The 20,191-nt window shown below is 69.0% G+C and carries 16 protein-coding genes and 2 riboswitches; of the genes, 5 read left to right on the plus strand and 11 right to left on the minus strand.

Annotated elements, in window-relative coordinates; translation table 11 throughout:
* Positions 1-15: 15 nt before the first annotated feature.
* The 11 genes from DY023_RS03175 to DY023_RS03225 all read right to left on the minus strand — a co-directional run bounded on the left by DY023_RS03175 (position 16) and on the right by DY023_RS03225 (position 14,077).
* Entirely contained in the window at positions 16-576 is a 561-nt protein-coding gene (locus tag DY023_RS03175; protein ID WP_116240895.1) for a PH domain-containing protein, read from the minus strand.
* Positions 573-2,252 carry a dipeptide ABC transporter ATP-binding protein gene (locus DY023_RS03180; protein ID WP_116240896.1) on the minus strand — a complete coding sequence of 560 codons (1,680 nt, stop codon included), beginning with the start codon at positions 2,250-2,252 and terminating at the stop codon, positions 573-575. The genes DY023_RS03175 and DY023_RS03180 overlap by 4 nt, the downstream gene beginning before the upstream one ends.
* Positions 2,249-3,193 (minus strand): ABC transporter permease, encoded by a 945-nt coding sequence (locus DY023_RS03185; protein ID WP_116240897.1) that lies wholly within the window; start codon positions 3,191-3,193, stop codon positions 2,249-2,251. Before DY023_RS03185 ends, DY023_RS03180 begins: the two co-directional genes overlap by 4 nt.
* Entirely contained in the window at positions 3,186-4,112 is a 927-nt protein-coding gene (locus DY023_RS03190) for an ABC transporter permease (RefSeq protein ID WP_116240898.1), read from the minus strand. The genes DY023_RS03185 and DY023_RS03190 overlap by 8 nt, the downstream gene beginning before the upstream one ends.
* A 99-nt stretch (positions 4,113-4,211) precedes the next feature.
* Positions 4,212-5,843, minus strand: coding sequence for a peptide ABC transporter substrate-binding protein (locus DY023_RS03195; protein WP_116240899.1), 1,632 nt, complete (start codon positions 5,841-5,843; stop codon positions 4,212-4,214).
* Positions 5,844-6,012: 169 nt separating this feature from the next.
* On the minus strand, positions 6,013-8,895 hold the full coding sequence (gene gcvP / locus DY023_RS03200; RefSeq protein WP_116240900.1) for an aminomethyl-transferring glycine dehydrogenase: 2,883 nt from the start codon (positions 8,893-8,895) through the stop codon (positions 6,013-6,015).
* The gene (gene gcvH / locus DY023_RS03205; RefSeq protein ID WP_116240901.1) at positions 8,895-9,272 is read right to left on the minus strand and encodes a glycine cleavage system protein GcvH; all 378 of its coding nucleotides are present in this window, start codon (positions 9,270-9,272) and stop codon (positions 8,895-8,897) included. The genes gcvP and gcvH overlap by 1 nt, the downstream gene beginning before the upstream one ends.
* Positions 9,269-10,402, minus strand: a complete 1,134-nt coding sequence (gcvT, locus tag DY023_RS03210; RefSeq protein WP_116240902.1) for a glycine cleavage system aminomethyltransferase GcvT — start codon at positions 10,400-10,402, stop codon at positions 9,269-9,271. The genes gcvH and gcvT overlap by 4 nt, the downstream gene beginning before the upstream one ends.
* Before the next feature lie 49 nt (positions 10,403-10,451).
* Positions 10,452-10,567, minus strand: a riboswitch (glycine riboswitch).
* Between the two features lies 1 nt (position 10,568).
* Positions 10,569-10,662: riboswitch (glycine riboswitch) on the minus strand.
* A 117-nt stretch (positions 10,663-10,779) separates the two neighbouring features.
* A complete protein-coding gene (locus tag DY023_RS03215) occupies positions 10,780-11,622 on the minus strand; it encodes a carbohydrate ABC transporter permease (RefSeq protein WP_245958572.1) in 843 nt (280 codons plus the stop codon).
* A gap of 80 nt (positions 11,623-11,702) precedes the next feature.
* Entirely contained in the window at positions 11,703-12,656 is a 954-nt protein-coding gene (locus tag DY023_RS03220; RefSeq protein WP_116240904.1) for a carbohydrate ABC transporter permease, read from the minus strand.
* 80 nt (positions 12,657-12,736) lie between these two features.
* The gene (locus DY023_RS03225; RefSeq protein ID WP_116240905.1) at positions 12,737-14,077 is read right to left on the minus strand and encodes an extracellular solute-binding protein; all 1,341 of its coding nucleotides are present in this window, start codon (positions 14,075-14,077) and stop codon (positions 12,737-12,739) included.
* Positions 14,078-14,243: 166 nt separating this feature from the next.
* Here DY023_RS03225 and DY023_RS03230 point away from each other — a divergent pair, with 166 nt between their 5' ends.
* From DY023_RS03230 to DY023_RS03250, 5 genes are all read left to right on the plus strand, one after another.
* Positions 14,244-14,909 carry an NUDIX hydrolase gene (locus DY023_RS03230; protein WP_281271899.1) on the plus strand — a complete coding sequence of 222 codons (666 nt, stop codon included), beginning with the start codon at positions 14,244-14,246 and terminating at the stop codon, positions 14,907-14,909.
* A 69-nt stretch (positions 14,910-14,978) separates the two neighbouring features.
* The gene (nadA, locus tag DY023_RS03235) at positions 14,979-16,289 is read left to right on the plus strand and encodes a quinolinate synthase NadA (RefSeq protein ID WP_116240906.1); all 1,311 of its coding nucleotides are present in this window, start codon (positions 14,979-14,981) and stop codon (positions 16,287-16,289) included.
* Complete coding sequence (locus tag DY023_RS03240; protein WP_245958568.1) at positions 16,286-18,067, plus strand: L-aspartate oxidase; 1,782 nt, start codon at positions 16,286-16,288, stop codon at positions 18,065-18,067. Before nadA ends, DY023_RS03240 begins: the two co-directional genes overlap by 4 nt.
* Positions 18,064-18,915, plus strand: a complete 852-nt coding sequence (gene nadC, locus DY023_RS03245) for a carboxylating nicotinate-nucleotide diphosphorylase (protein WP_116240907.1) — start codon at positions 18,064-18,066, stop codon at positions 18,913-18,915. The genes DY023_RS03240 and nadC overlap by 4 nt, the downstream gene beginning before the upstream one ends.
* Before the next feature lie 2 nt (positions 18,916-18,917).
* Complete coding sequence (locus DY023_RS03250; protein WP_116240908.1) at positions 18,918-20,117, plus strand: cysteine desulfurase family protein; 1,200 nt, start codon at positions 18,918-18,920, stop codon at positions 20,115-20,117.
* Positions 20,118-20,191: the final 74 nt, after the last annotated feature.

The raw sequence follows: 20,191 nt of genomic DNA on the forward strand, positions 1-20,191 counted from the left end.
GTCCTATGAAACGGCTCAGCGGGTGATCATCACCGCGGCGAACGCCCACAGCACGAGGACGAGGAGGGCACCGAGCGCCACCCAGTCCCAGGTCCGCCGGATCGGCGCCTCCGCATCGGCGCCTGCGGCATCCTGCCGATCCTGGATCTCGCCCAGGATCCGGACGCCGTTCGGCACCGCAGCGGATCGGTCCTCGCCGTCCGGCCCGACACGACGGCGAGCGCGGGAACGTGCCGGCCCGGCCATCGCCGTCACGCGGCGGCCGTCATCCAGCAGGAACTCGAGCTGCCAGCGGAAGTCCGCCTCACGCAGCCGCCGCCATCCGAAGCTCGTCCGGCGGAGCATGTTCTGCACGACCGCGCCGGCGTCGTCGATGCGCAGCGTCGACGCAGCCGTCAAGACGTAGAGTCCCCACAGGATCAGCAGCGGCCAGGGCGCCAGGAGCAGCATCTGCCCCCAGCCGCCCTTGGCCACCGCGTCTCCGAGCAGGAACAGCACGAGCGCGGCTCCCAGGGCGACACCGACGATGCCGCCCCAGGCGCGGAACGTGCGTACCGAAGGCTGCTCGTCGGTCACTTCCCTCCCAGAGGGATGGATGCGCCGGGGATCGCCTGCAGCAGACGATCCGTGTACTCCTGCTGCGGGTTCGAGAAGATCTCGTCGACCGTGCCCTGCTCGACCACCCTGCCCTTCTCCATCACGCAGACCAGGTCGCTGGACACGCGGACCACCGCCAGGTCGTGGGTGATGAAGAGGTAGGTGAGGTCCAGTTCGCTCTGCAGCTCGGCGAGCAGCTGCAGGATCTGGTCCTGCACGAGCACGTCGAGGGCGGACACCGCCTCATCGAGCACGACGATGTCGGGCTTGAGCGCCAGCGCACGCGCGATGGCGACGCGCTGGCGCTGACCGCCGGAGAGCTCGTTCGGGTACCGGGACGCCAGCGAACGCGGCAGCGAGACCTGGTCGAGCAGCTCGTTGGCCCGCGCGCGCCGCGCCGCGGAGTCACCCACGCCGTGGATGCTCAGCGGCTCGGTGATCGTGTTGCCGATGTTGCGCAGCGGATCGAGCGACCCGTACGGGTCCTGGAACACCGGCTGCATGCGCCGCCGGAGTCGGAACGCCTGCGCGTTCGACAGCTTCGAGATGTCCTCGCCGTCGATCTCGATCGCTCCGGCCGTGGGCTCTTCGAGCTTGAGGACCATCTTCGCGACGGTCGACTTGCCCGAGCCCGACTCCCCCACCAGAGCGAGGGTCTTGCCGCGCGGGATGTCGAAGCTCACGTCGTCGACGGCACGGAACGGGATACTCCGGAAGCCGCCCTGACGGATCTTGTAATCCTTCACGAGGCCGCTCACGCGCACCGTCGGAGGGATGTCCGCCAGGTCGTCGAACGTCTCGATGCCGCGGTCCTCGACAACGGCCTGGATGCGCTGCGAGGCGATGCTGGGCGCTGCGGCGACCAGCCGCTGGGTGTACGGATGCTGCGGATCCTCGAGGATCTTCCGGCTCGGACCGGCCTCGACGATGTTCCCGTTGTTCATCACGATGATCTTCTCCGCGCGCTCGGCCGCGAGGCCGAGATCGTGGGTGATCAGCAGCACCGACGTGCCCTGCTCGCGGGTGAGCTTGGCCATGTGATCGAGGATCACGCGCTGCACCGTGACATCCAGTGCTGAGGTCGGCTCGTCCGCGATCAGCAGCTTCGGATCGGCCGCGAGGCCGATGCCGATCAGGGCACGCTGCCGCATACCGCCGGAGAACTGGTGCGGGTACTGGTGCAGCCGCTTGTCGGCGTCGGCCAGGCCAGCCTGGCGCAGCACCTCGATCGCGCGATCCTTCACGGCCGCGCGGCCCTGTGCGATGCCGTTCGCCCGGATGGCCTCCTTCACCTGGAAGCCGATGCTCCACACCGGGTTGAGGTTCGACATCGGGTCCTGCGGCACGAAGCCGATGTCGCGGCCGCGCACGGACTCCATCGAGGTGCGGTTCAGCTTCGTCAGCTCGCGCCCGTCGAGCGTGATCGACCCGCCGGTGATCTCGCCGGTGCCGGGGAGCAGGTTGACGATCGCGGTCGCGGTCGTCGACTTGCCCGAGCCGGACTCGCCGACGATCGCCACGGTCTCACCGGGCATGACGTCGAAGCTGACGCCGTGCAGCACTTCGCGCATGCCCTCCTGGGTTCGGAAGGCCACCTTGAGGTCGCGGATGCTGAGCAGCGGTACCTGCGCGTCGGTCGGTTCGAATGCGCTCATCGACGTGCCCTCGCCTTCGGGTCGAGGGCGTCTCGGATGAGCTCGCCCAGGGTCACGAACGCGAGCACGGCGAGCGTGAGCGCGATCGACGGATAGATGAGCGCCATCGGGGCGACGCGCAGCGACGACTGCGCCTTGCTGATGTCGTTGCCCCAGGACATGGTCTCGCTGTCGAGGCCGACGCCGAGGAACGACAGGGTCGCCTCGGCCACGATCGAGGCAGCGAGGCTCAGGGTCATGATGACCAGGAGCGGCGCGAGCGCGTTCGAGATGACGTGTCCGATGAGCGTTCCGAACTGCGACCGCCCCAGCGCCCGCGAAGCGACCACGAAGTCGGACTGCCGCACTCTGAGCACCTCGGCGCGCACGACGCGCGCCGTCGATGCCCAGGCGAAACCACCGATCGCGAGCGCGAGCACCCACACCGAGCGGTACTGCGAGAACACCGTCATGACGACGACGGCGGCCAGGATGTAGGGGATCGCGAAGAAGATGTCGCCTACGCGGGAGAGCACCGAGTCGAGCCAGCCGCCGTAGAAACCGGCGAGGGCCCCCATGATCAGGCCGAGCACCGACGAGATCAGGGTGGCGATCAGGCCGACCGAGAGCGACGTGCGCGCGCCCCACACGATGCGGGCGTAGATGTCGCAGCCCTGGAACGTGTACCCCAGCGGGTGTCCGGGTTCCGGGCCCCCGTTGCTGTTGGACAGCTGGCAATCGCTGTTCGGCGGCACGGTCGTGAACAGCGTCGGCCAGAGTGCCATGATCAGGAAGAACACGGCGAGTGCGACCGAGAACCAGAACAGCGGGCGGCCCCGCAGGTCGGCCCAGGCGTCGCGCCACAGGTTCCGCGGCTTCTCGGCCACCTTCACGGCGTCGACGGCGATGGTCTCCGTCTCGACGGGGGCGACGTAGTGCGTCGGGGTTGTCGGGTCATGCATAGCGGATCCTTGGGTCGAGCAGACCGTACAGAAGGTCGATGACGAGGTTGACCAGGACGTAGAGGATCACGAACACGGTGACGAACGACACCACTGTCGGACCCTCACCGCGGATCGCCGCCTGGTACAGCACGTTGCCGACGCCCGGCACGTTGAAGATGCCCTCGGTGACGGTCGCGCCGACCAGCAGCACGCCGAAGTTGGTTGCCGAGTTCGTGATCACCGGGATCAGCGAGTTGCGCAGCACGTGCACGGGGATCACGCGGTTGCGGGAGAGGCCCTTGCTGTACGCGGTGCGCACCCAGTCCTGATTGAGCGTGTCGATCACCGAGCTGCGCATCAGGCGCATGCTGACCGCGTACAGGCTGAACCCGAGCACGATCGCCGGCAGCCACAGGCCGCCCCAGTCGTTGTCCGAGCCGACCGTGGGCTTGAACCAGCCCCACTGGATGGCCAGGAAGTACTGCGCGAGGAAGGCCATCACGAAGATCGGGATGGCGATCGCGACGAGCGCCACGATCAGCATGGTGTGGTCGAAGATCTTGCCCTTGCGCAGCGCGGAGATCGTTCCGATGATGATCGCCAGCGTGAACTCGATGGCAATCGACATCACGGCGAGCCGGCCGGTGACGGGCAGCGTCTCCGCGAGCACGGCGCTCACTGCCCGCCCGGAGAAGGTGGTGCCGAAATCTCCCTGGAACACTCCCAGGATGTAGTACCAGTACTGCACCAGGAAGGGATCGTTGAGGTGGTACTGATCTCGGAGCTGCTCCACCACCTCGGGCGCGGGCGTGCGGTCGCCGAAGAGACCGAGGATCGGGTCGCCCGGCATGGCGAACACGAGGAAGTAGATGAGCAGAGTGGCACCGAAGAAGACCGGTATCACCTGCAGAAGGCGTCTCAGGATGTAGCCGAACATGGGTATTCCTGTTGTCGGGTGCAGAGCAGTGCGTGACGGACACAGCCTGTGAGGCGGTGACGAGGGTTCGTCACCGCCTCACAGTGATGGTCGTCAGACTTACTCGGCGGCCTTCGTGACTTCGTACAGGATCGGCCAGGTGTCCCAGCCGAACTGCACGTTCTCGACGTCCTCGCCCCACGCGCCCATGGCGTTGGTGTACCACAGCGGGATGGCGGGGAGGTCCTCGAACAGGATGGTCTGGGCCTCCTGGAACTTCTTGATGCCCTCCTCCACGTCGGAGGCGGAGAGGCCCTCGTCCAGCAGAGCGTCGAACTCGGCGCTGGAGTAGTCACCGTCGTTCGAACCGGCGCCGGTGCCGTAGATCGGCCCGAGACCGTTGAACATCGACGGGTAGTCGAACTGCCATCCGGCGCGGAAGGCGGTGGTCGACTTGCGCTCGGTGATCAGCGTGCGGTGCTCGGCGAAGGTCGGGATCGGCTTGCCGGCCGCCTCGATGCCGAGGTTGTTCTTGATCTGGTTGGCGACAGCGTCGACCCAGCCCTGGTTGGGGCCGTCGGCGTTGTACTGGATCTCGAACTTGCCGGTCCACGGGGCGATGGCGTCGGCCTCGGCCCACAGCTCCTTCGCCTTGTCGGCGTCGAACTCCAGAACCTCGGAGCCGGGGATCTCCTCGGAGTATCCGTCGATCACCGGGGAGGTGAAGTCCTTGGCCGGGGTGCGGGTGCCGTTGAAGACCACGTCGGTGATCTCCTTGCGGTCGATCGCGTGCGAGATCGCAGCACGACGGAGCGCGCCTTCCTCACCGCTGAAGTGCTCAAGGCGGTCCGGGATCGTGATCGTCGCGTTGGCGGCCGCCGGCTGGTTCACCGTGCGACCCTCGAAGTCGCTCTCGAAGGTCTGCAGCGCGCTGTCCGGGATCTCCTGGATGATGTCGAGCTCGCCACCCTGCAGGTCGGCGTATGCGGCATCGGTGGTCGCGTACAGGATCATGTCCACGCCGCCGTTCTTCGGCGCGCGAGGGCCGTCGTACTCGTCGTTCTTGACGAGGTCGATGCGCTCGTTGTGCTTCCAGGCGCCCTCGCCGTCGAACATGTAGGGTCCGTTGCCGACCGGGTTCTCACCGAAGGCCTTGAGGTCGGCCCAGGCCGACTTGGGCAGCGGGAAGAAGGCGGTGTAGCCGAGACGGAGCGGGAAGTCCGACTCGGGCTGCTTCAGCTTGACGGTGAAAGTGGTCTCGTCGACGACCTTCAGCCCCGAGAGCTCCGGGACGTTCTCGTCGTACGAGAAGCCCTCGATCGACTCGAAGAAGTAGCTCGACAGCTGTGCGTTATCGAGTGCGGCGCCGTAGTTCCACGCCGTCACGAACGACTCCGCGTCGACCGGGTCGCCGTTGGTGAAGGTCAGGCCGGGCTTGATCTTGATGGTGTAGTTCTGCGAGTCCTCGGTCTCGATCGACTCGGCGACGTCGTTGTGCACGGCGCCTTCCGCGTCGTAGTAAACCAGGCCCGCGAAGATGCTCTGGATGACCAGACCGCCGCCGACCTCGTTGGTGTTGGTCGGGATGAGCGGGTTCTGCGGCTCGATGTTGTTGACCGTGATGACGGCCTTCGGGTCGCCCGCCGGCTCCGACTTCTCGGGTTCGTTGCCGCCTGACGAGCATCCGGCGAGAGCGAGTACACCCGCCGTCAGCAGTGCCGCACTAGCGAGTGCGATCTTGTTGCGCTTCACTTGTGTCCTCCTATGGACGTAGAGCGGTCCGTGTTCAGCCTCGAACACGGCATTGCGCAATTCTACGTTCCCGCGGGTCGCTTCGACGACAACTGTTATCCACCCTTAACCGAATTCCGCCCCGTCGCGCAGGGCGACGGGGCGGAATTCCGGCACGGATGCCGGAGGATCAGGCGAAGGCCTCGATCGGCGGGCACGCGCACACGAGGTTGCGGTCGCCCCAGGCGTTGTCGATCCGGCGCACCGGCGGCCAGTACTTGGTCGTGATCTGCGCGTGCACCGGGTACGCCGCCTGCTCACGGGTGTAGGCGTGCGCCCACTCCCCCGCGATCAGCGACACGGCGGTGTGCGGCGCGTTCACCAGCGGGTTGTCGTCGGCGGGCCAGGTGCCCGCCGCCACGGCATCCGCCTCGGCCTTGATCATGATCATGGCCTCGATGAACCGCTCCAGCTCGCCCAGGTCCTCGGACTCCGTCGGCTCGACCATCAGCGTCCCCGCGACCGGGAACGACATGGTCGGCGCGTGGAAGCCGTAGTCGATGAGCCGCTTGGCGACGTCGTCGACGGTGATGCCGGTGGCCTCCTTGAGCGGACGCAGGTCCAGGATGCACTCGTGCGCGACGCGGCCGTTCTCGCCGGTGTACAGCACCGGGTAGTGGTCGGCCAGGCGCGCGGCGATGTAGTTCGCCGAGAGCACCGCGGCAGCGGTCGCCTCGCGCAGGCCTGCCGCACCCATCATCCGCACGTACGCCCACGAGATCGGCAGCACGCCGGCCGAGCCGTAAGGCGCGCCGGAGACCGGACCGCCGTCGAAGACGTACCCGCCCGCGTGCTCGGTCTTCTGCGCCTGCGGATGCCCGGGCAGGTGCGGCGCGAGATGCGCCTTGGCCGCCACCGGGCCGATGCCGGGGCCGCCGCCGCCGTGCGGGATCGCGAACGTCTTGTGCAGGTTGAGGTGAGAGACGTCGCCGCCCAGGTCGCCGAACCGGGCGTAGCCCAGCAGTGCGTTGAGGTTGGCGCCGTCGACGTACACCTGACCGCCGGCCTCGTGCACGGCCGCCGTGATGTCGGTGACCTGCTCCTCGTACACGCCGTGCGTGGACGGGTAGGTGATCATCAGCGCGGCGAGCGCGTCGGCGTTCGCGGCGATCTTCGCGCGCAGGTCGTCCAGGTCGACGTTGCCGAGCTCGTCGGTGGCCACGACGACCACCTTCATCCCGGCGAGCACGGCGGATGCCGCGTTCGTGCCATGCGCCGACGACGGGATCAGGCAGACGTCACGGTGCACGTCGCCGTTCGCGTGGTGGTAGCCGCGGATCGCGAGCAGACCGGCGAGCTCGCCCTGCGAGCCGGCGTTCGGCTGCAGCGAGACCGCGTCGTAGCCGGTCACCTCGGCGAGCCACGCCTCGAGCTGGTCGATCATCTCGAGCGAGCCCTGCACGTCCTCGCGCGGGGCGAAGGGGTGCAGCTGGGCGAACTCGGGCCAGGTGATCGCCGCCATCTCGGTCGCGGCGTTGAGCTTCATCGTGCAGGACCCCAGCGGGATCATGCCGCGGTCGAGCGCGTAGTCGCGGTCGGCGAGCTGCTTGAGATAGCGCATCATGGCGGTCTCGGAGCGGTGCGCGTGGAAGACCGGGTGCGTGAGGTAGTCGTCGGTGCGACGCAGAGCGCCCGGGAGGGCGTTCGCTCCGGTGAAGACGATGCTCTTCGGCTCGTCGGCGCTCTTGCCCGTGAACGCCCGGATCACGAGATCGAGGTCCTCGGAGGTCGTGGTCTCATCCACCGAGACGCCGACGGCGTCGGGGCCGGCGAGGTGCAGCAGGATGCCGGCCTCGTGTCCGCGCGCGACGACTGCCGCGGCATCCGTCGTCCGCACCAGCACCGTGTCGAAGAACGCGTCGTGCACGATCTCGGCACCCGCGGCGACCAGGCGGTCGCGCAGCAGCGCGGCCTTGGCCGCGACCTCGCCGGCGATCGCCTTGAGCCCGTCCGGCCCGTGGTAGACGGCGTACATCGAGGCGATCACGGCCAGCAGCACCTGGGCGGTGCAGATGTTCGAGGTCGCCTTCTCACGGCGGATGTGCTGCTCACGGGTCTGCAGTGCCAGGCGATACGCGGGGTAGCCCGAGGCGTCCTGCGAGACGCCGACCAGGCGGCCCGGCAGCTGCCGCTCGAGTCCTGCGCGCACGGCCATGTAGCCGGCGTGCGGTCCGCCGAAGGCCATCGGCACGCCGAAGCGCTGCGTCGTGCCCACCGCCACGTCGGCGCCCAGAGAACCGGGCGAGCGCAGCAGGGTCAGCGCGAGCAGGTCGGCCGCGACGACGGCGAGGCCGCCGGCGACGTGCGCGGCGTCGATCACGGCGCTCGGGTCGGCGACCCGGCCGGATGCTCCGGGGTACTGCACGAACACGCCGAATAGCTCCTCGGGCAGCTCCTCGCCGGCGGCGAAGTCGCGCTCGACCAGCTCGATGCCGACGGCGTCGGCCCGGGTGTACAGCAGCGCCTTGGTCTGCGGCAGGGCGTCGGCGTCGACGACGAAGACCGAGGACTTCGACTTCGAGGCGCGACGCGCCAGCAGCATGCCCTCGGCCACCGCGGTGGACTCGTCGAGCATCGACGCGTTGGCGGTCGACAGCCCGGTGAGATCGGACACCATGGTCTGGAAGTTGATCAGCGCCTCCAGGCGGCCCTGCGAGATCTCCGGCTGGTACGGCGTGTAGGCCGTGTACCAGGACGGGTTCTCCAGCACGTTGCGCTGGATCACGCTCGGGGTGATCGTGCCGTAGTAGCCCAGCCCGATCATGGCGCGGTTCACGGTGTTGCGGCTCGCGAGGGCTCGCAGCTCGGCGAGAGCCTCGGCCTCGGTGGCGGCGACCGGGATGACGGAGTCGGCGGCGGGCTCGGTGAAGATGGTGCCGGGCACCGCCTGGCGCATCAGGACGTCGATCGGGTCCTGGGTCGCTGAGCCTGTCGAAGTGACGCCGAGGGCATCGAGCATGCGCCCCCGGTCACCGGCATCCGGCCCGATGTGGCGATCGGCGAACGAGACCATCAGGCCCCCGTGATCGCGACGTAGCCGTCGCGGTCGAGCAGGCCATCGGTGGCGCCGTCAGCCACCTCGACCTTGATCAGCCAGGCACCCTCGAAGGGCTCGGAGTTCAGCAGAGCCGGGTCGTCGACGACGGCGTCGTTGATCTCGGTGACGGTGCCTGCGACGGGTGCGTAGAGCTCGGAGACCGACTTGGTCGACTCGGCCTCGCCGAACACGTCGCCGCGGCTCAGTTCGGTGCCCACGGCGGGCAGCTCGACGAAGACGATGTCGCCGAGGGCGTCAGCGGCGAAGTCGGTGATGCCGACGGTCGCGACGGCGCCCTCGAGGGCGACCCACTCGTGCTCTTCGCTGTACTTGAGGGTGGTCAGATCGGTCATTTCGTCCTCCGGTAGAAAGGCAGTGCGGTCACGGTCGCGGGGATCTTCGTCCCGCGCACATCCAGGAATAGCGGGGTTTCGCCCGCCGCGTAAGAGGGGGCGACGAACGCCATGGCGATCGGATGCCCGAGGGTCGGGCTCAGGGCGCCGCTGGTGATCTCGCCGACGGCGGTGCCGTCCTCGAGCACGATCGCGTAGCCGGCGCGGCCGGCACGACGGCCCTCCGCGGCGAGGCCGATCAGCACCGGAGCATCCGCCGCCGGCTCCACGGCGTCCTTGCCGACGAAGCGCTCCTTCGCGGTGACGACCACGCGGCCGAGCCCGGCCTGCGCGGGCTTGGTCTGGCGGTTCAGCTCGTGGCCGTACAGCGGCATGCCCGCCTCGAGGCGCAGAGTGTCGCGCGCGGCGAGGCCGGCGGGGACGAGCCCGAGGGGCTCGCCGGCGGCGAGCACGGCGTCCCAGAGCGACTCGGCGTCGGCGGCCGCGACCATCAGCTCGAAGCCGTCCTCACCGGTGTAGCCGGTGCGGGCGACCAGCACGGGCTTGCCGGCGAACGTGGCGCTCGCCCAGGCGTAGTACTTCTGCTCCTCCCAGGCGACGCTGACGTCGTCGAGACCGGCGATCGCGGACACGATCGCCTCGGCCTGCGGGCCCTGCACGGCGATCAGCGCGTAGTCGTCGGAGACGTCGGTCACAGCGACCTCGCCCTTCGTCTCGCTCCGCTCGCTCAGGAACCGGTCCACGCGCGCCGAGAGCGCCTCGGCGACGAACTCGCGGTTGCCGGCATTCGAGATGATCAGATACTCGTCGTCCTTCAGGCGGTACACGATGACGTCGTCGATGATGCCGCCGTCCTCGGCGAGCAGCAGCGAGTACTTCGCCTTGCCGATCGCCAGGGCGGACAGCCGCCCGGCGAGCACGTAGTCGAGGTACTCCCCCGCCTGCGCGCCGACGATCGTGAACTCGGCCATGTGCGAGATGTCGAAGACACCGGCGGCCTGGCGCACGGCGTGGTGCTCGGCGAGGTCCGACGTGTAGCGCACCGGCATCTGCCAGCCGCCGAAGTCGGTGAAGGATGCCCCCAGCGCCTCGTGGCGCGAGCGAAGGGGGGTGTAGCGGGCGTCGGTCATGAGTTCTCCCGTTGTCGGGCGGCACGGCGGATCACCGTGTCCTGCGAACTCCCCCTCTGTCATGGGCCTGAGAGCTTCACCCTGCCCTTCGACAGGCTCAGGGAGCCAGAAGGGGTGCGGGGCTTTCACCGTCGGCGGATGCGTGTGCATCGCTTTTCAGAGTGGCCGGACGCGGGCGGTGGGGGTACCTGAGAGATTGGCGGGGAGGCTTGCTCCTTCGGTGCCCGGCCTGCTTCACCGGGCTCTCCCGCACGCGTCGTGCGGCCTGTCTTCTGTTGTGGGCACTGCTCGGGCAATCATACCGGTTCCGGATGCCCGTGATGGTGCCCGCCCGCGCACATCAAGGGGCCGGTGCGCGGGCGGGGGTCCATGGATGCTCAGCCCTTGACGGCACCCGCCACCAGCCCGCTGGTCATGCGGCCCTGGACGATGACGAAGAAGATGATCACGGGGATCGCGACGATGGCGGATGCCGCCATCACCTGTCCCCAGTTGATCGCCTCGGTCTGGCTCTGCTGCACGAAGCCGCGCAGCCAGAGCGGCAGCGTGCGGTTGTTCTCCATGATCACGAGTGCGACGGTGAACTCGTTCCAGCACTGCAGGAAGGCGAACACGCCGGTCGCGACCAGTCCCGGAGCGAGCAGCGGAAAGGTGATCCGGATGAACGCCTGTGTGCGGCTGAGACCGTCGATCATGGCAGCCTCTTCGAGCTCTGCCGGCACGCCGGCGACGAAGCCGCGCAGCATCCAGATCGTGAACGGCACGACGGCCGCGACGTACAGGATGCTGAGTCCCAGCACGTTGCTGAGCAGACCGAGGCTGGACATCATCTTGTACTGCGCGATGAACAGACCCTCGGCGGGCAGCATCTGGATGAGCAGGATCGTCACGATGAACGTGACGCGACCCTTGAACTTGAACCGGCTGATCGCGATGGCCGCCAGGAACGCGAAGACCAGGCAGACCGCGACGGAGAGCAGCGTGACCGAGACGCTCACCCCCAGCGCCGAGAAGAACGCCGGGGTCAGCACGTTCTGGAAGTTGTTGAACGTGCCTCCGATCGGGAGGAACGTCGGGGTCCTGGACTCGAGGGTCGCCGCCGAGAGCATGGACGAGTTGATCATCCAGTACACCGGGAAGGCCCACGCCAGGGCGAGCACGAGAGCGATCGCGCTGAGCAGCCAGGTGGATGCCCGGAACCGACGGCGCTTGCGCGGGATACGATCCGCGGGTGCGGCATCCTTGGCGGGGTGGGCGCTCCCGAGTCGTTCGGCGACGACGGCCGTGTCTGCTGCGGTGGTCACTGGGTCTCCTCCTTGATGAGGCTGCGCACGTAGAACCAGCTCAGCGCGATCGTGATGGCGAGGACGAAGATCGACATCGCCGCTCCCCCGCCGAAGTCCATGCCGGCCACGCCGGTCTTGTAGATGTACGTGCCGAGCAGGTCGTAGTCGGTCGACTTGGGACCGGCGTCCTGAAGCAGCGTGATCTGGGCGAACACGCGCAGGTCCCAGATCAGGTTCAGCAGCAGAACGATCGCGATCACGGGCTTGAGCACCGGGTACATGATGTGCTGGAAGCGCTGGAAGGCGCCGGCGCCGTCGAGCTGCGCGGCCTCGAGCACCTCGCCGGAGACCTGGGTGAGGCCGGCGTAGGCGGAGAACGCCACGAACGGAACCGACATCCAGGTGATGATGATCGACGCGACGATGAAGAACAGCAGCGGCGTCGTGCCGATCCAGTTGAAGTTGCCGATGTCCACCCCGGGGATGAGGTTGATCAGGTAGTTGATCACGCCCTTGCGCCGGTCGAACAGCCAGATCCACACGGTCATGGCGGCGATCACGGGCATGGCCCACGCCAGCAGCAGTGCGATCTGCAGAATGAACCGGAACGCCGCGGGGACCTTGGTCATCAGCAGCGCCATCAGCACGCCGACCACGACGGTGACGAAGGCGGTGACCAGGCAGAACAGCACCGACCGGAAGGTGACCTCCCAGAACGTGGGGTTCTGTGCGATGGCGATGTAGTTGTCGAACCAGACGAAGTCGGGAGCCTTGCCGCCGAGCTGCTGCAGGGCGCCGTACTTCTGGAACGAGGTGACGATCTGCCACCCGACCGGATACCCCATGCCGAGCAGGAGCACGAGCACCGCGCCGGTGATGAGTGCGTAGGGCGCCCAGTTCTTGCGGCGCTCAGGCGCCGGTGGCGCCTGCTTCGGCTGCGCCTGCGTGGGGACTGCGGTGGATGTCATGGAAACGCGAAACCCGTCTCTGGAAGGGGGAGATGACGACGGTGCGGGGGCCGGGCGACGCCCGACCCCCGCGAGAGGCATCAGCCGTTGATGATGCCGTTGATCTTGCTGTCGTACTCCTTCGCCAGGGAGGCGGTGTCGCCGCCCTCGGCGATCTTGCCGAAGAACTCCTCGAGGATCTTCTGGCCCTCGACAGCCGCCCAGCCCGGAGCAGCCGGGGTCAGCTTGGAACCCAGAGCCGAGTCGACGAGCGCCTTGGCGAACTGGTCGGTGCCGAGCTCGGCGACGTACTTCGTGTTCGCCGGGCCCAGGCCGTTCTTGGCCAGCAGGGTCTGGTAGTCCTCGGAGAAGATGATGCGCAGCAGCTCCTTGGCGCCGGCCTGCTTGGTGCTCTTCGCCGAGATGGCCACGTTCGAACCGCCCGCGAAGACCGGTGCGACGGTGCCGGCCTCGACGCCCGGCAGCGGGAACACGCCGAAGGTGGCGTCGTTCCACTCGCGCTTCTCGTTGCCCTTGTCGTCGTCGCCCTTGTAGTCGCCGACCGACCAGTGCGCCCAGCCCGGAGCGATGATCGTCGCTGCCGTGGGGGCGGCCCCGTCCTTGTCGTTGTTGATGTTCACCCACGGGGTGGAGTCGTCCTCGGTCGCCGGAGCGTTCGAGGCGTTCTTGAACAGCTCCTGGAACTGCTTCAGACCGGTCTGCGTCTTCTCGCTCGACAGCGTGGAGACCCACTTGTCGCCGTCCTTCTCCGCGAGATCCCCGCCGTTCGCGAAGACCCAGGAGACACCGTTGCGCCAGTCCTGACCACCGATGTAGAAGCCGGACTGGCCGGCGGTCTTCAGCTTGGCGACGTCGGCGTTGAACTCGTCGAGAGTCGAGGGGACCTCGAGGCCCGCGGCCTCCCAGATGTCCTTGCGGTAGGTGATGTAGCGCGAGCCGAAGTAGTAGGGCAGCGCGTACTGCTTGCCGTCGACCGTGCCGACGTCGACGAACGACTTCAGCAGGTCGCCGCCGCCGAGGTCCTCGTAGATGCCGCTCAGGTCGGTGAACGCACCGGCGGTGGTGAAGGTCGGCGACCAGGTGTTGCCGATCTCGGTGACGTCGGGGGTGTTCTTCGCGTCGGGCAGCTGGTTGGTCAGCTTGGTGAGCGCATCGGTCCAGTCCTGCTGCTGAATGGTCAGGGTGCCGCCGGTGGCGGCCTTGTACTCCTTGACCAGGTAGTCGCGGGCTTCCTGCGGGGTGTCGCCACCCATGACCCAGAACGTGATGTCCTGGTTCTTCGCACCCTTGGTGTCGAAGCCGCTGGCGGCGGCTCCGGCGCCGCTGTCGCCGCCCGTCGAGCAGCCGGTCAGGGCGATCGCAAGGACCGAGGCCCCCGCGAGCGCGGTGAGCGCGAGGCTGCGCTTGCCGTTTCGGATCATTCCTGTGTTTCCTCTCGGTGCTGCACTGCAGAGATGGGTGGAGGTTTGTTAGGACAGTAACCTAACAAATCCTCATGGCGTGTCAAGGGCGGATCGGCCGGAACAGGTAACGTTTCGGAATCGGAACCCTCACGGGGCCGGCGCACACAACCCATAGGCTCGATGCGTGAGCACCAGAAGCACCGAGGACGACGCCATCCGCGTCGCCGTGTCCGCCGTGATCTTCTCGCTGCGCTCGGCACCGGAAGGCGATCGGCTGATGCTCCCCCTGGTCCGCCGCACACGAGACCCCCATCTCGGCGTGTGGGCACTGCCCGGCGGCTGGCTGGATCCCGACGAGGACCTGGATTCCGCCGCGTCGCGGACCCTGGCCGAGACGACCGCACTGATGCCGAGCTACCTCGAGCAGCTGTACACGTTCGGCGCGGTGGACCGCTCGCCGACCAGGGTCGTCTCGATCGTGTACTGGGCGCTGCTGCGCTCGGATCTCGTCGATGCGCAGCGCTCGTCCGCCGGCGCTCCCGAGAACGTCGAGTGGTTCGACGCGGACGATCTCCCGCCCCTCGCCTTCGACCACAACCACATCGCCGACTACGCGCTGGACCGACTGCGCAACAAGGTCGGCTACAGCCGGATCGCCGCAGGGCTGCTGCCCGACGAGTTCACCCTGACCGAGCTGCGCGAGGTGTATGAAGCGGTGCTGGGCCGCCGCCTCGACCCCTCCAACTTCCGCCGGCTGCTGGAGGGCACAGACGAGCTGGTGCCGACCGAGCGGTTCCGCACCGGCAAGCACCGCCCCGCGCGCCTGTACCGCCGCAACCGCGACACCTGATTGCACTTCTGGTCAGTTCGACATAATCTGGTCCCGCACAGTAAGTGTCATAGCGACCAGAAGGTTCTCATGTCATCGCTCCCCCTTCTCGACCCCTCCGTCGACCACGCGCTGCAGCTGATCGTCACCGGCGCCTCCACCGAGGAGACATGCACGACCGACCTCGCCGCGGGGCCCTGGGACTTCGACACCCGGCCCGGCTACGGCCCCGGGTCGTCGATGGGCGACGTGATCCCGACCGGCGCCCCGCGCCAGGGTGAGCTGCCGGCGGCGTACCGTGATGCGTCCGAGGAAGACCTCGAGGCGCGCATCCGCACGGCGAAGCAGGCGCTCGGAGACCGCGTGGTCGTGCTCGGCCACTTCTACCAGCGCGAGGAGGTGGTGCGGCACGCCGATTACGTCGGCGATTCCTTCCAGCTCGCACAGGCCGCGCTGGACCGGCCGGAGGCCGAGGCGATCGTGTTCTGCGGCGTGCACTTCATGGCCGAGACCGCCGATCTGCTGTCGCGACCCGATCAGGCCGTCATCCTGCCGAACCTCGCCGCCGGATGCTCGATGGCCGACATGGCCGACATCGACCAGGTCGAGGACTGCTGGGAGCAGCTCGCCGACGTCTACGGACCGCTCGACGTACCCGACGCCGAGGGCCGCGTCCCCGTCGTGCCGGTGACCTACATGAACTCCTCCGCCGCGATCAAGGGCTTCGTGGGCCGGCACGGCGGCATCGTGTGCACCTCGTCCAACGCGAGGACCGTGCTGGAGTGGGCGTTCACGCGCGGGCGCAGGGTGCTGTTCTTCCCCGATCAGCACCTCGGTCGCAACACGGCGAAGGCCATGGGCGTGCCGCTGGAGCGGATGCCGCTGTGGAACCCGCGGAAGGCGCTGGGCGGATCGACCGCGGAGCAGCTGGAGGACGCCCGCGTGCTGCTGTGGCACGGGTTCTGCTCGGTGCACCGCCGGTTCACGACCGCGCAGATCGATCAGGCGCGGGCCGAGCATCCCGGCGTGCGCGTGATCGTGCACCCGGAGTGCCCGATGGAGGTCGTCGACGCGGCCGACGAGGCCGGCTCGACGGCCTACATCCGCCGGGCGATCGAAGAGGCCACCGAGCCCACGACGTTCGCGATCGGCACCGAGATCAACCTCGTGCGACGGCTCGCCGCGCAGCATCCGCAGCACGAGATCTTCTGTCTCGACCCCGTCGTCTGCCCCTGCTCGACGATGTACCGCATCCACCCCGGCTACCTCGCGTGGGCGCTCGAGGAACTCGTCGCAGGGCGCACGGTGAACCGGATCTCGGTCGCCGCCGATGTCGCGGAACCCGCGCGCGTCGCCCTGGAGCGGATGCTCGCGGCGAAGCCGGAGGCGGCGAGCGCATGAACGTCGTGGTCGTGGGCAGCGGCATCGCGGGTCTGACCGCGGCGCTGCGCGCCCACGAGGCGGGGTACGCGGTGACACTGGTCGCCAAGGGCGCGCTCGGCGGCGGCAGCACGCCGCTCGCGCAGGGCGGCATCGCGGGCGTCTACGGCCCGGACGACTCGGCCGCGGAGCACGCCGCCGACACCCGCACCGCCGGAGCAGGACTCTCCGACCCGCTCGCCGTCGACGTGCTGGTCTCCGATGCCGCCGAGCGCATCGCGGAGCTCGCCGCACGCGGCGTCGTCTTCGACCGGTCCGCCGACGGCACGCTGTCCCGCGGACAGGAGGCGGCCCACTCGCATCCGCGCATCGCGCACGCCGGCGGGGATGCCACGGGAGCAGCGATCTCGGCGGCGCTGGTCGCGCGAGTCCGCGAGATCGGCTCGCGGACGGCGGAGCATCCGGCGGGTGGCGGACGACACGCCGCGCAATCCACCGCCGAACGCGAATCGATCCGCCGCCCGTCAGGGATCGAGGTCATCGAGCACGCATCGCAGGTCGCGCGAGTCCGCGAGATCGGCTCGCGGACGGCGGAGCATCCGGCGGATGGCGGACGACACGCCGCGCAATCCACCGCCGAACGCGAATCGATCCGCCAGGCGCAAGCCGGGATCGAGGTCATCGAGCACGCATTCCTCACCGATCTCGTGATCGATGGCGGTGCGTGCCGCGGCATCCGATTCCTCCCGGGACCGCAGGTGGCGGACGATCCGGCGGATGGCGGACGACCCGCCGCGGAATCCGCCGCCGAACGCGAATCGGTCCGCCAGGTGCCGGCCGTCCTGCTCGCCGATGCCGTGATCCTCGCGACCGGCGGGGCCGGGCAGCTGTACCGGCACACGACCAATCCGGCCGGGGCGACCGGCGACGGGATCGCCGCGGCGCTGCGCGCCGGCGCAGCGGTCGCCGATCTGGAGTTCGTGCAGTTCCACCCGACGATGCTGGCGATCGGCGCCCCGTTCCTCATCTCGGAGGCCGTGCGCGGCGAGGGAGCTGTGCTGCGGGATGCCGCAGGGCGGCGCTTCGCGTTCGATGCACACCCCGACGGCGAGCTCGCCCCGCGCGACGTCGTCGCGAGGGCGATCGCCCGGCAGCAGTCCGCCGACGGCGCGCCGGTGCGGCTGGATGCCACGGCACTGGGCGCCGCGCGCCTGGCAGAGCGCTTCCCGACGATCGACAGTGTCGTCCGCGAGCGCGGCCTGGACTGGGCGCGCGAGCCGATCCCGGTGACGCCCGCGGAGCACTACCTGATGGGCGGCATCGCGACCGACATCGACGGGCGCACGTCGATCCCCGGACTGCTGGCGGTGGGCGAGGTCGCGCGCACCGGCGTGCACGGCGCGAACCGTCTGGCATCCAACTCGCTGCTCGAAGGGGCGGTGTTCGCCGCACGCGCGGTCGAGGCGCTGGGTCGCCCGTGGCCGTCCGGATCGCAGAGTCCGTCCTTCTCGGATGCCGGGACCGACGAGTTCTGCGACCCCGCCGAGCCGTTCAGCCGGGCCACGCTGCAGCAGCTGATGTGGGACGAGGTCGGGCTGCTGCGCACGATCGAAGGGCTCACGCACGCGCTCGGCACCGTTCGCGCCTGGAGAGCACGGCAGCACCCGCCGGTCACCGTCGCCGAGCACGAGGACGCGAACCTGCTCCTCGTCGCCGAAGCCACCGCCGCAGCGGCGCTCGCGCGGCCCGTATCGGTCGGCGCGCACTTCCTGGAACCCGCCCTGATCGGAGCCCGATGATCACTCCCGCCACCCTCACGCGCGTCGTCTCCGCCGCTCTCGAGGAGGATGCCCCCTGGGGTGATCTCACCAGCACGTCGCTGATCCCCGCGGATGCCGCCGCGGTCGCCGATCTCGTCGCGCGTGAGCCAGGCGTGCTCGCCGGCGGCGCGGTCTTCGCCACGGCTTTCGCGCTCACCGACCCGGACATCACCGTGGACCTGCATGTCGCCGACGGCGACAGGTTCGAGGCCGGCGACGTGCTGGCGACGGTGACCGGACCGGCCAGGGGCATCCTCACCGCCGAGCGCGTGGCGCTGAACTTCACGCAGCGGCTGAGCGGCATCGCGACCCTCACCGCCGCCTACGTCGACGAGATCGCCGGCACCGAAGCGCGCATCGCCGACACCCGCAAGACCACTCCAGGTCTGCGCGCGTTCGAGCGGCACGCCGTGGTCAGCGGCGGCGGCCACAACCACCGCTACTCGCTCTCGGACGCGGTGATGGCCAAGGACAACCACCTCGCACTGCTCACGCGCGACGGCGGCGACCTCGCCGCAGGTCTCCGCGCCGCGCGCGAACGGCTGCCGCACACCGCCCACGTCGTGGTTGAGGTCGACCGCATCGATCAGATCGTGGCTGTGATCGACGGCGGAGCCGACACGATCCTGCTCGACAACTTCACCCCGGAACAGCTGCGCGAGGCCGTCGCCCTCATCGACGGGCGCGCAGTCGCCGAGGCATCCGGCGGGGTGAACCTCGACACGGTCCGTGCGATCGCCCAGTCGGGCGTGCAGGTCATCTCGGTCGGCGCGCTCACCCACTCGGCACGGGCTCTCGACCTGGGTCTGGACGTGAGGATCGGCTGACTGTGCTCTACGCCGATCACGCCGCCACCTCGCCGGTGCGCCCCGAGGTGCTCCAGGCGATGGCGCCGTACCTCGGCGGGGTGTTCGGCAACCCGTCGAGCCACCACACGATCGGCGAAGCCGCATCCCGAGCCCTGGCGGACGCCCGCGCACGCATGGCGGCCGTGCTCGGCATGCGCGCCGGCGACATCGTGTTCACCTCCGGCGGCACCGAGGCGAACAACCTCGCCGTGAAGGGCATCGTGCTGGCATCCGGCAGGCGTCACCTGATCACCACGCCGATCGAGCACGAGTCGATCCTGGAGTCCGCCGCGTACCTGCGACGCTTCCATGGTGTCGAGGTCACCCTGCTGCCGGTCTCGGCGACCGGGCTCGTCGATCCGGATGCCGTCTCGGCGGCCGTACGCCCTGACACGGCGCTGGTGTCGATCGGGCACGCCAACAACGAGATCGGCACCGTGCAGGACATCGCCGAGATCGCGACGCGGCTTGCAGACGGCGGAGCGGATGGCGGACGGCGGACGACACACGGCGACGGCACCCGCCGACTGCAGAATCGTCCGCCGTCTGCAAGGACGGTCCCGCTGCACCTCGACGCCGTGCAGTCCGCCGGATGGCTGGATCTCGCCGGCCTCGGGGCGGATGCGATCTCCATCGCCGGACACAAGCTGGGCGCGCCGAAGGGCATCGGCGCCCTTGCCGTGCGCGGACGCGTGCCCGTCGAACCGCTGCTGCACGGCGGAGGACAGGAGCACGGACGGCGCTCGGGCACCGAGAACGTCGCGGCGGCAGTCGGCTTGGCTGTGGCACTGGAGCTCGCGGAGGCTGAGCGCGTGGCATCCGCCGATCTCGTGCGCCGACGGACGGCGACCTTCATCGAGGCGGTGCTGCGGCTCGTGCCGTCAGCCGCGCTGACCGGTGACGACGATCACCGCCTGCCCGCCGTGGCGAGCTTCACCTTCGGCGGCGTCAGCGGCGAATCGGTGCTGCTCGAGCTCGAGCGTCGCGGTGTGGTCTCCTCGAGCGGCTCGGCCTGCGCCGCGGGCAGCGACAAGCCCTCGCACGTGCTGGTCGCCTGCGGCATCGATCCGGTCGTCGCTCAGACGTCGGTGCGGTTCACGTTCGGACGTGCGCCGCTGGAGAACCCGGAATCGCTGGCCGGGCTGGTCGCGGATTCCGTGGCCGCCGTGTCAGGCGGGTGACTGCGAGTCCCCCCAGTCCAGCACACGGGTGCCGGCATCCGTAACCCCCGCCCTCGGCACGGCAGCCGCGGATA

Origin of the sequence: Microbacterium bovistercoris, from assembly GCF_003387575.1 — a bacterium.
Lineage (GTDB): Bacteria > Actinomycetota > Actinomycetes > Actinomycetales > Microbacteriaceae > Microbacterium > Microbacterium bovistercoris.

Coding starts and splice junctions, on each gene's coding strand:
- DY023_RS03180 (WP_116240896.1), bottom strand. CDS start 2,252: ATGAGCGCATTCGAACCGACCGACGCGCAGGTACCGCTGCTCAGCATC.
- DY023_RS03185 (WP_116240897.1), bottom strand. CDS start 3,193: ATGCATGACCCGACAACCCCGACGCACTACGTCGCCCCCGTCGAGACG.
- DY023_RS03190 (WP_116240898.1), bottom strand. CDS start 4,112: ATGTTCGGCTACATCCTGAGACGCCTTCTGCAGGTGATACCGGTCTTC.
- gcvP (WP_116240900.1), bottom strand. CDS start 8,895: ATGGTCTCGTTCGCCGATCGCCACATCGGGCCGGATGCCGGTGACCGG.
- gcvH (WP_116240901.1), bottom strand. CDS start 9,272: ATGACCGATCTGACCACCCTCAAGTACAGCGAAGAGCACGAGTGGGTC.
- gcvT (WP_116240902.1), bottom strand. CDS start 10,402: ATGACCGACGCCCGCTACACCCCCCTTCGCTCGCGCCACGAGGCGCTG.
- DY023_RS03220 (WP_116240904.1), bottom strand. CDS start 12,656: ATGACATCCACCGCAGTCCCCACGCAGGCGCAGCCGAAGCAGGCGCCA.
- DY023_RS03225 (WP_116240905.1), bottom strand. CDS start 14,077: ATGATCCGAAACGGCAAGCGCAGCCTCGCGCTCACCGCGCTCGCGGGG.
- nadA (WP_116240906.1), top strand. CDS start 14,979: ATGTCATCGCTCCCCCTTCTCGACCCCTCCGTCGACCACGCGCTGCAG.
- DY023_RS03240 (WP_245958568.1), top strand. CDS start 16,286: ATGAACGTCGTGGTCGTGGGCAGCGGCATCGCGGGTCTGACCGCGGCG.
- nadC (WP_116240907.1), top strand. CDS start 18,064: ATGATCACTCCCGCCACCCTCACGCGCGTCGTCTCCGCCGCTCTCGAG.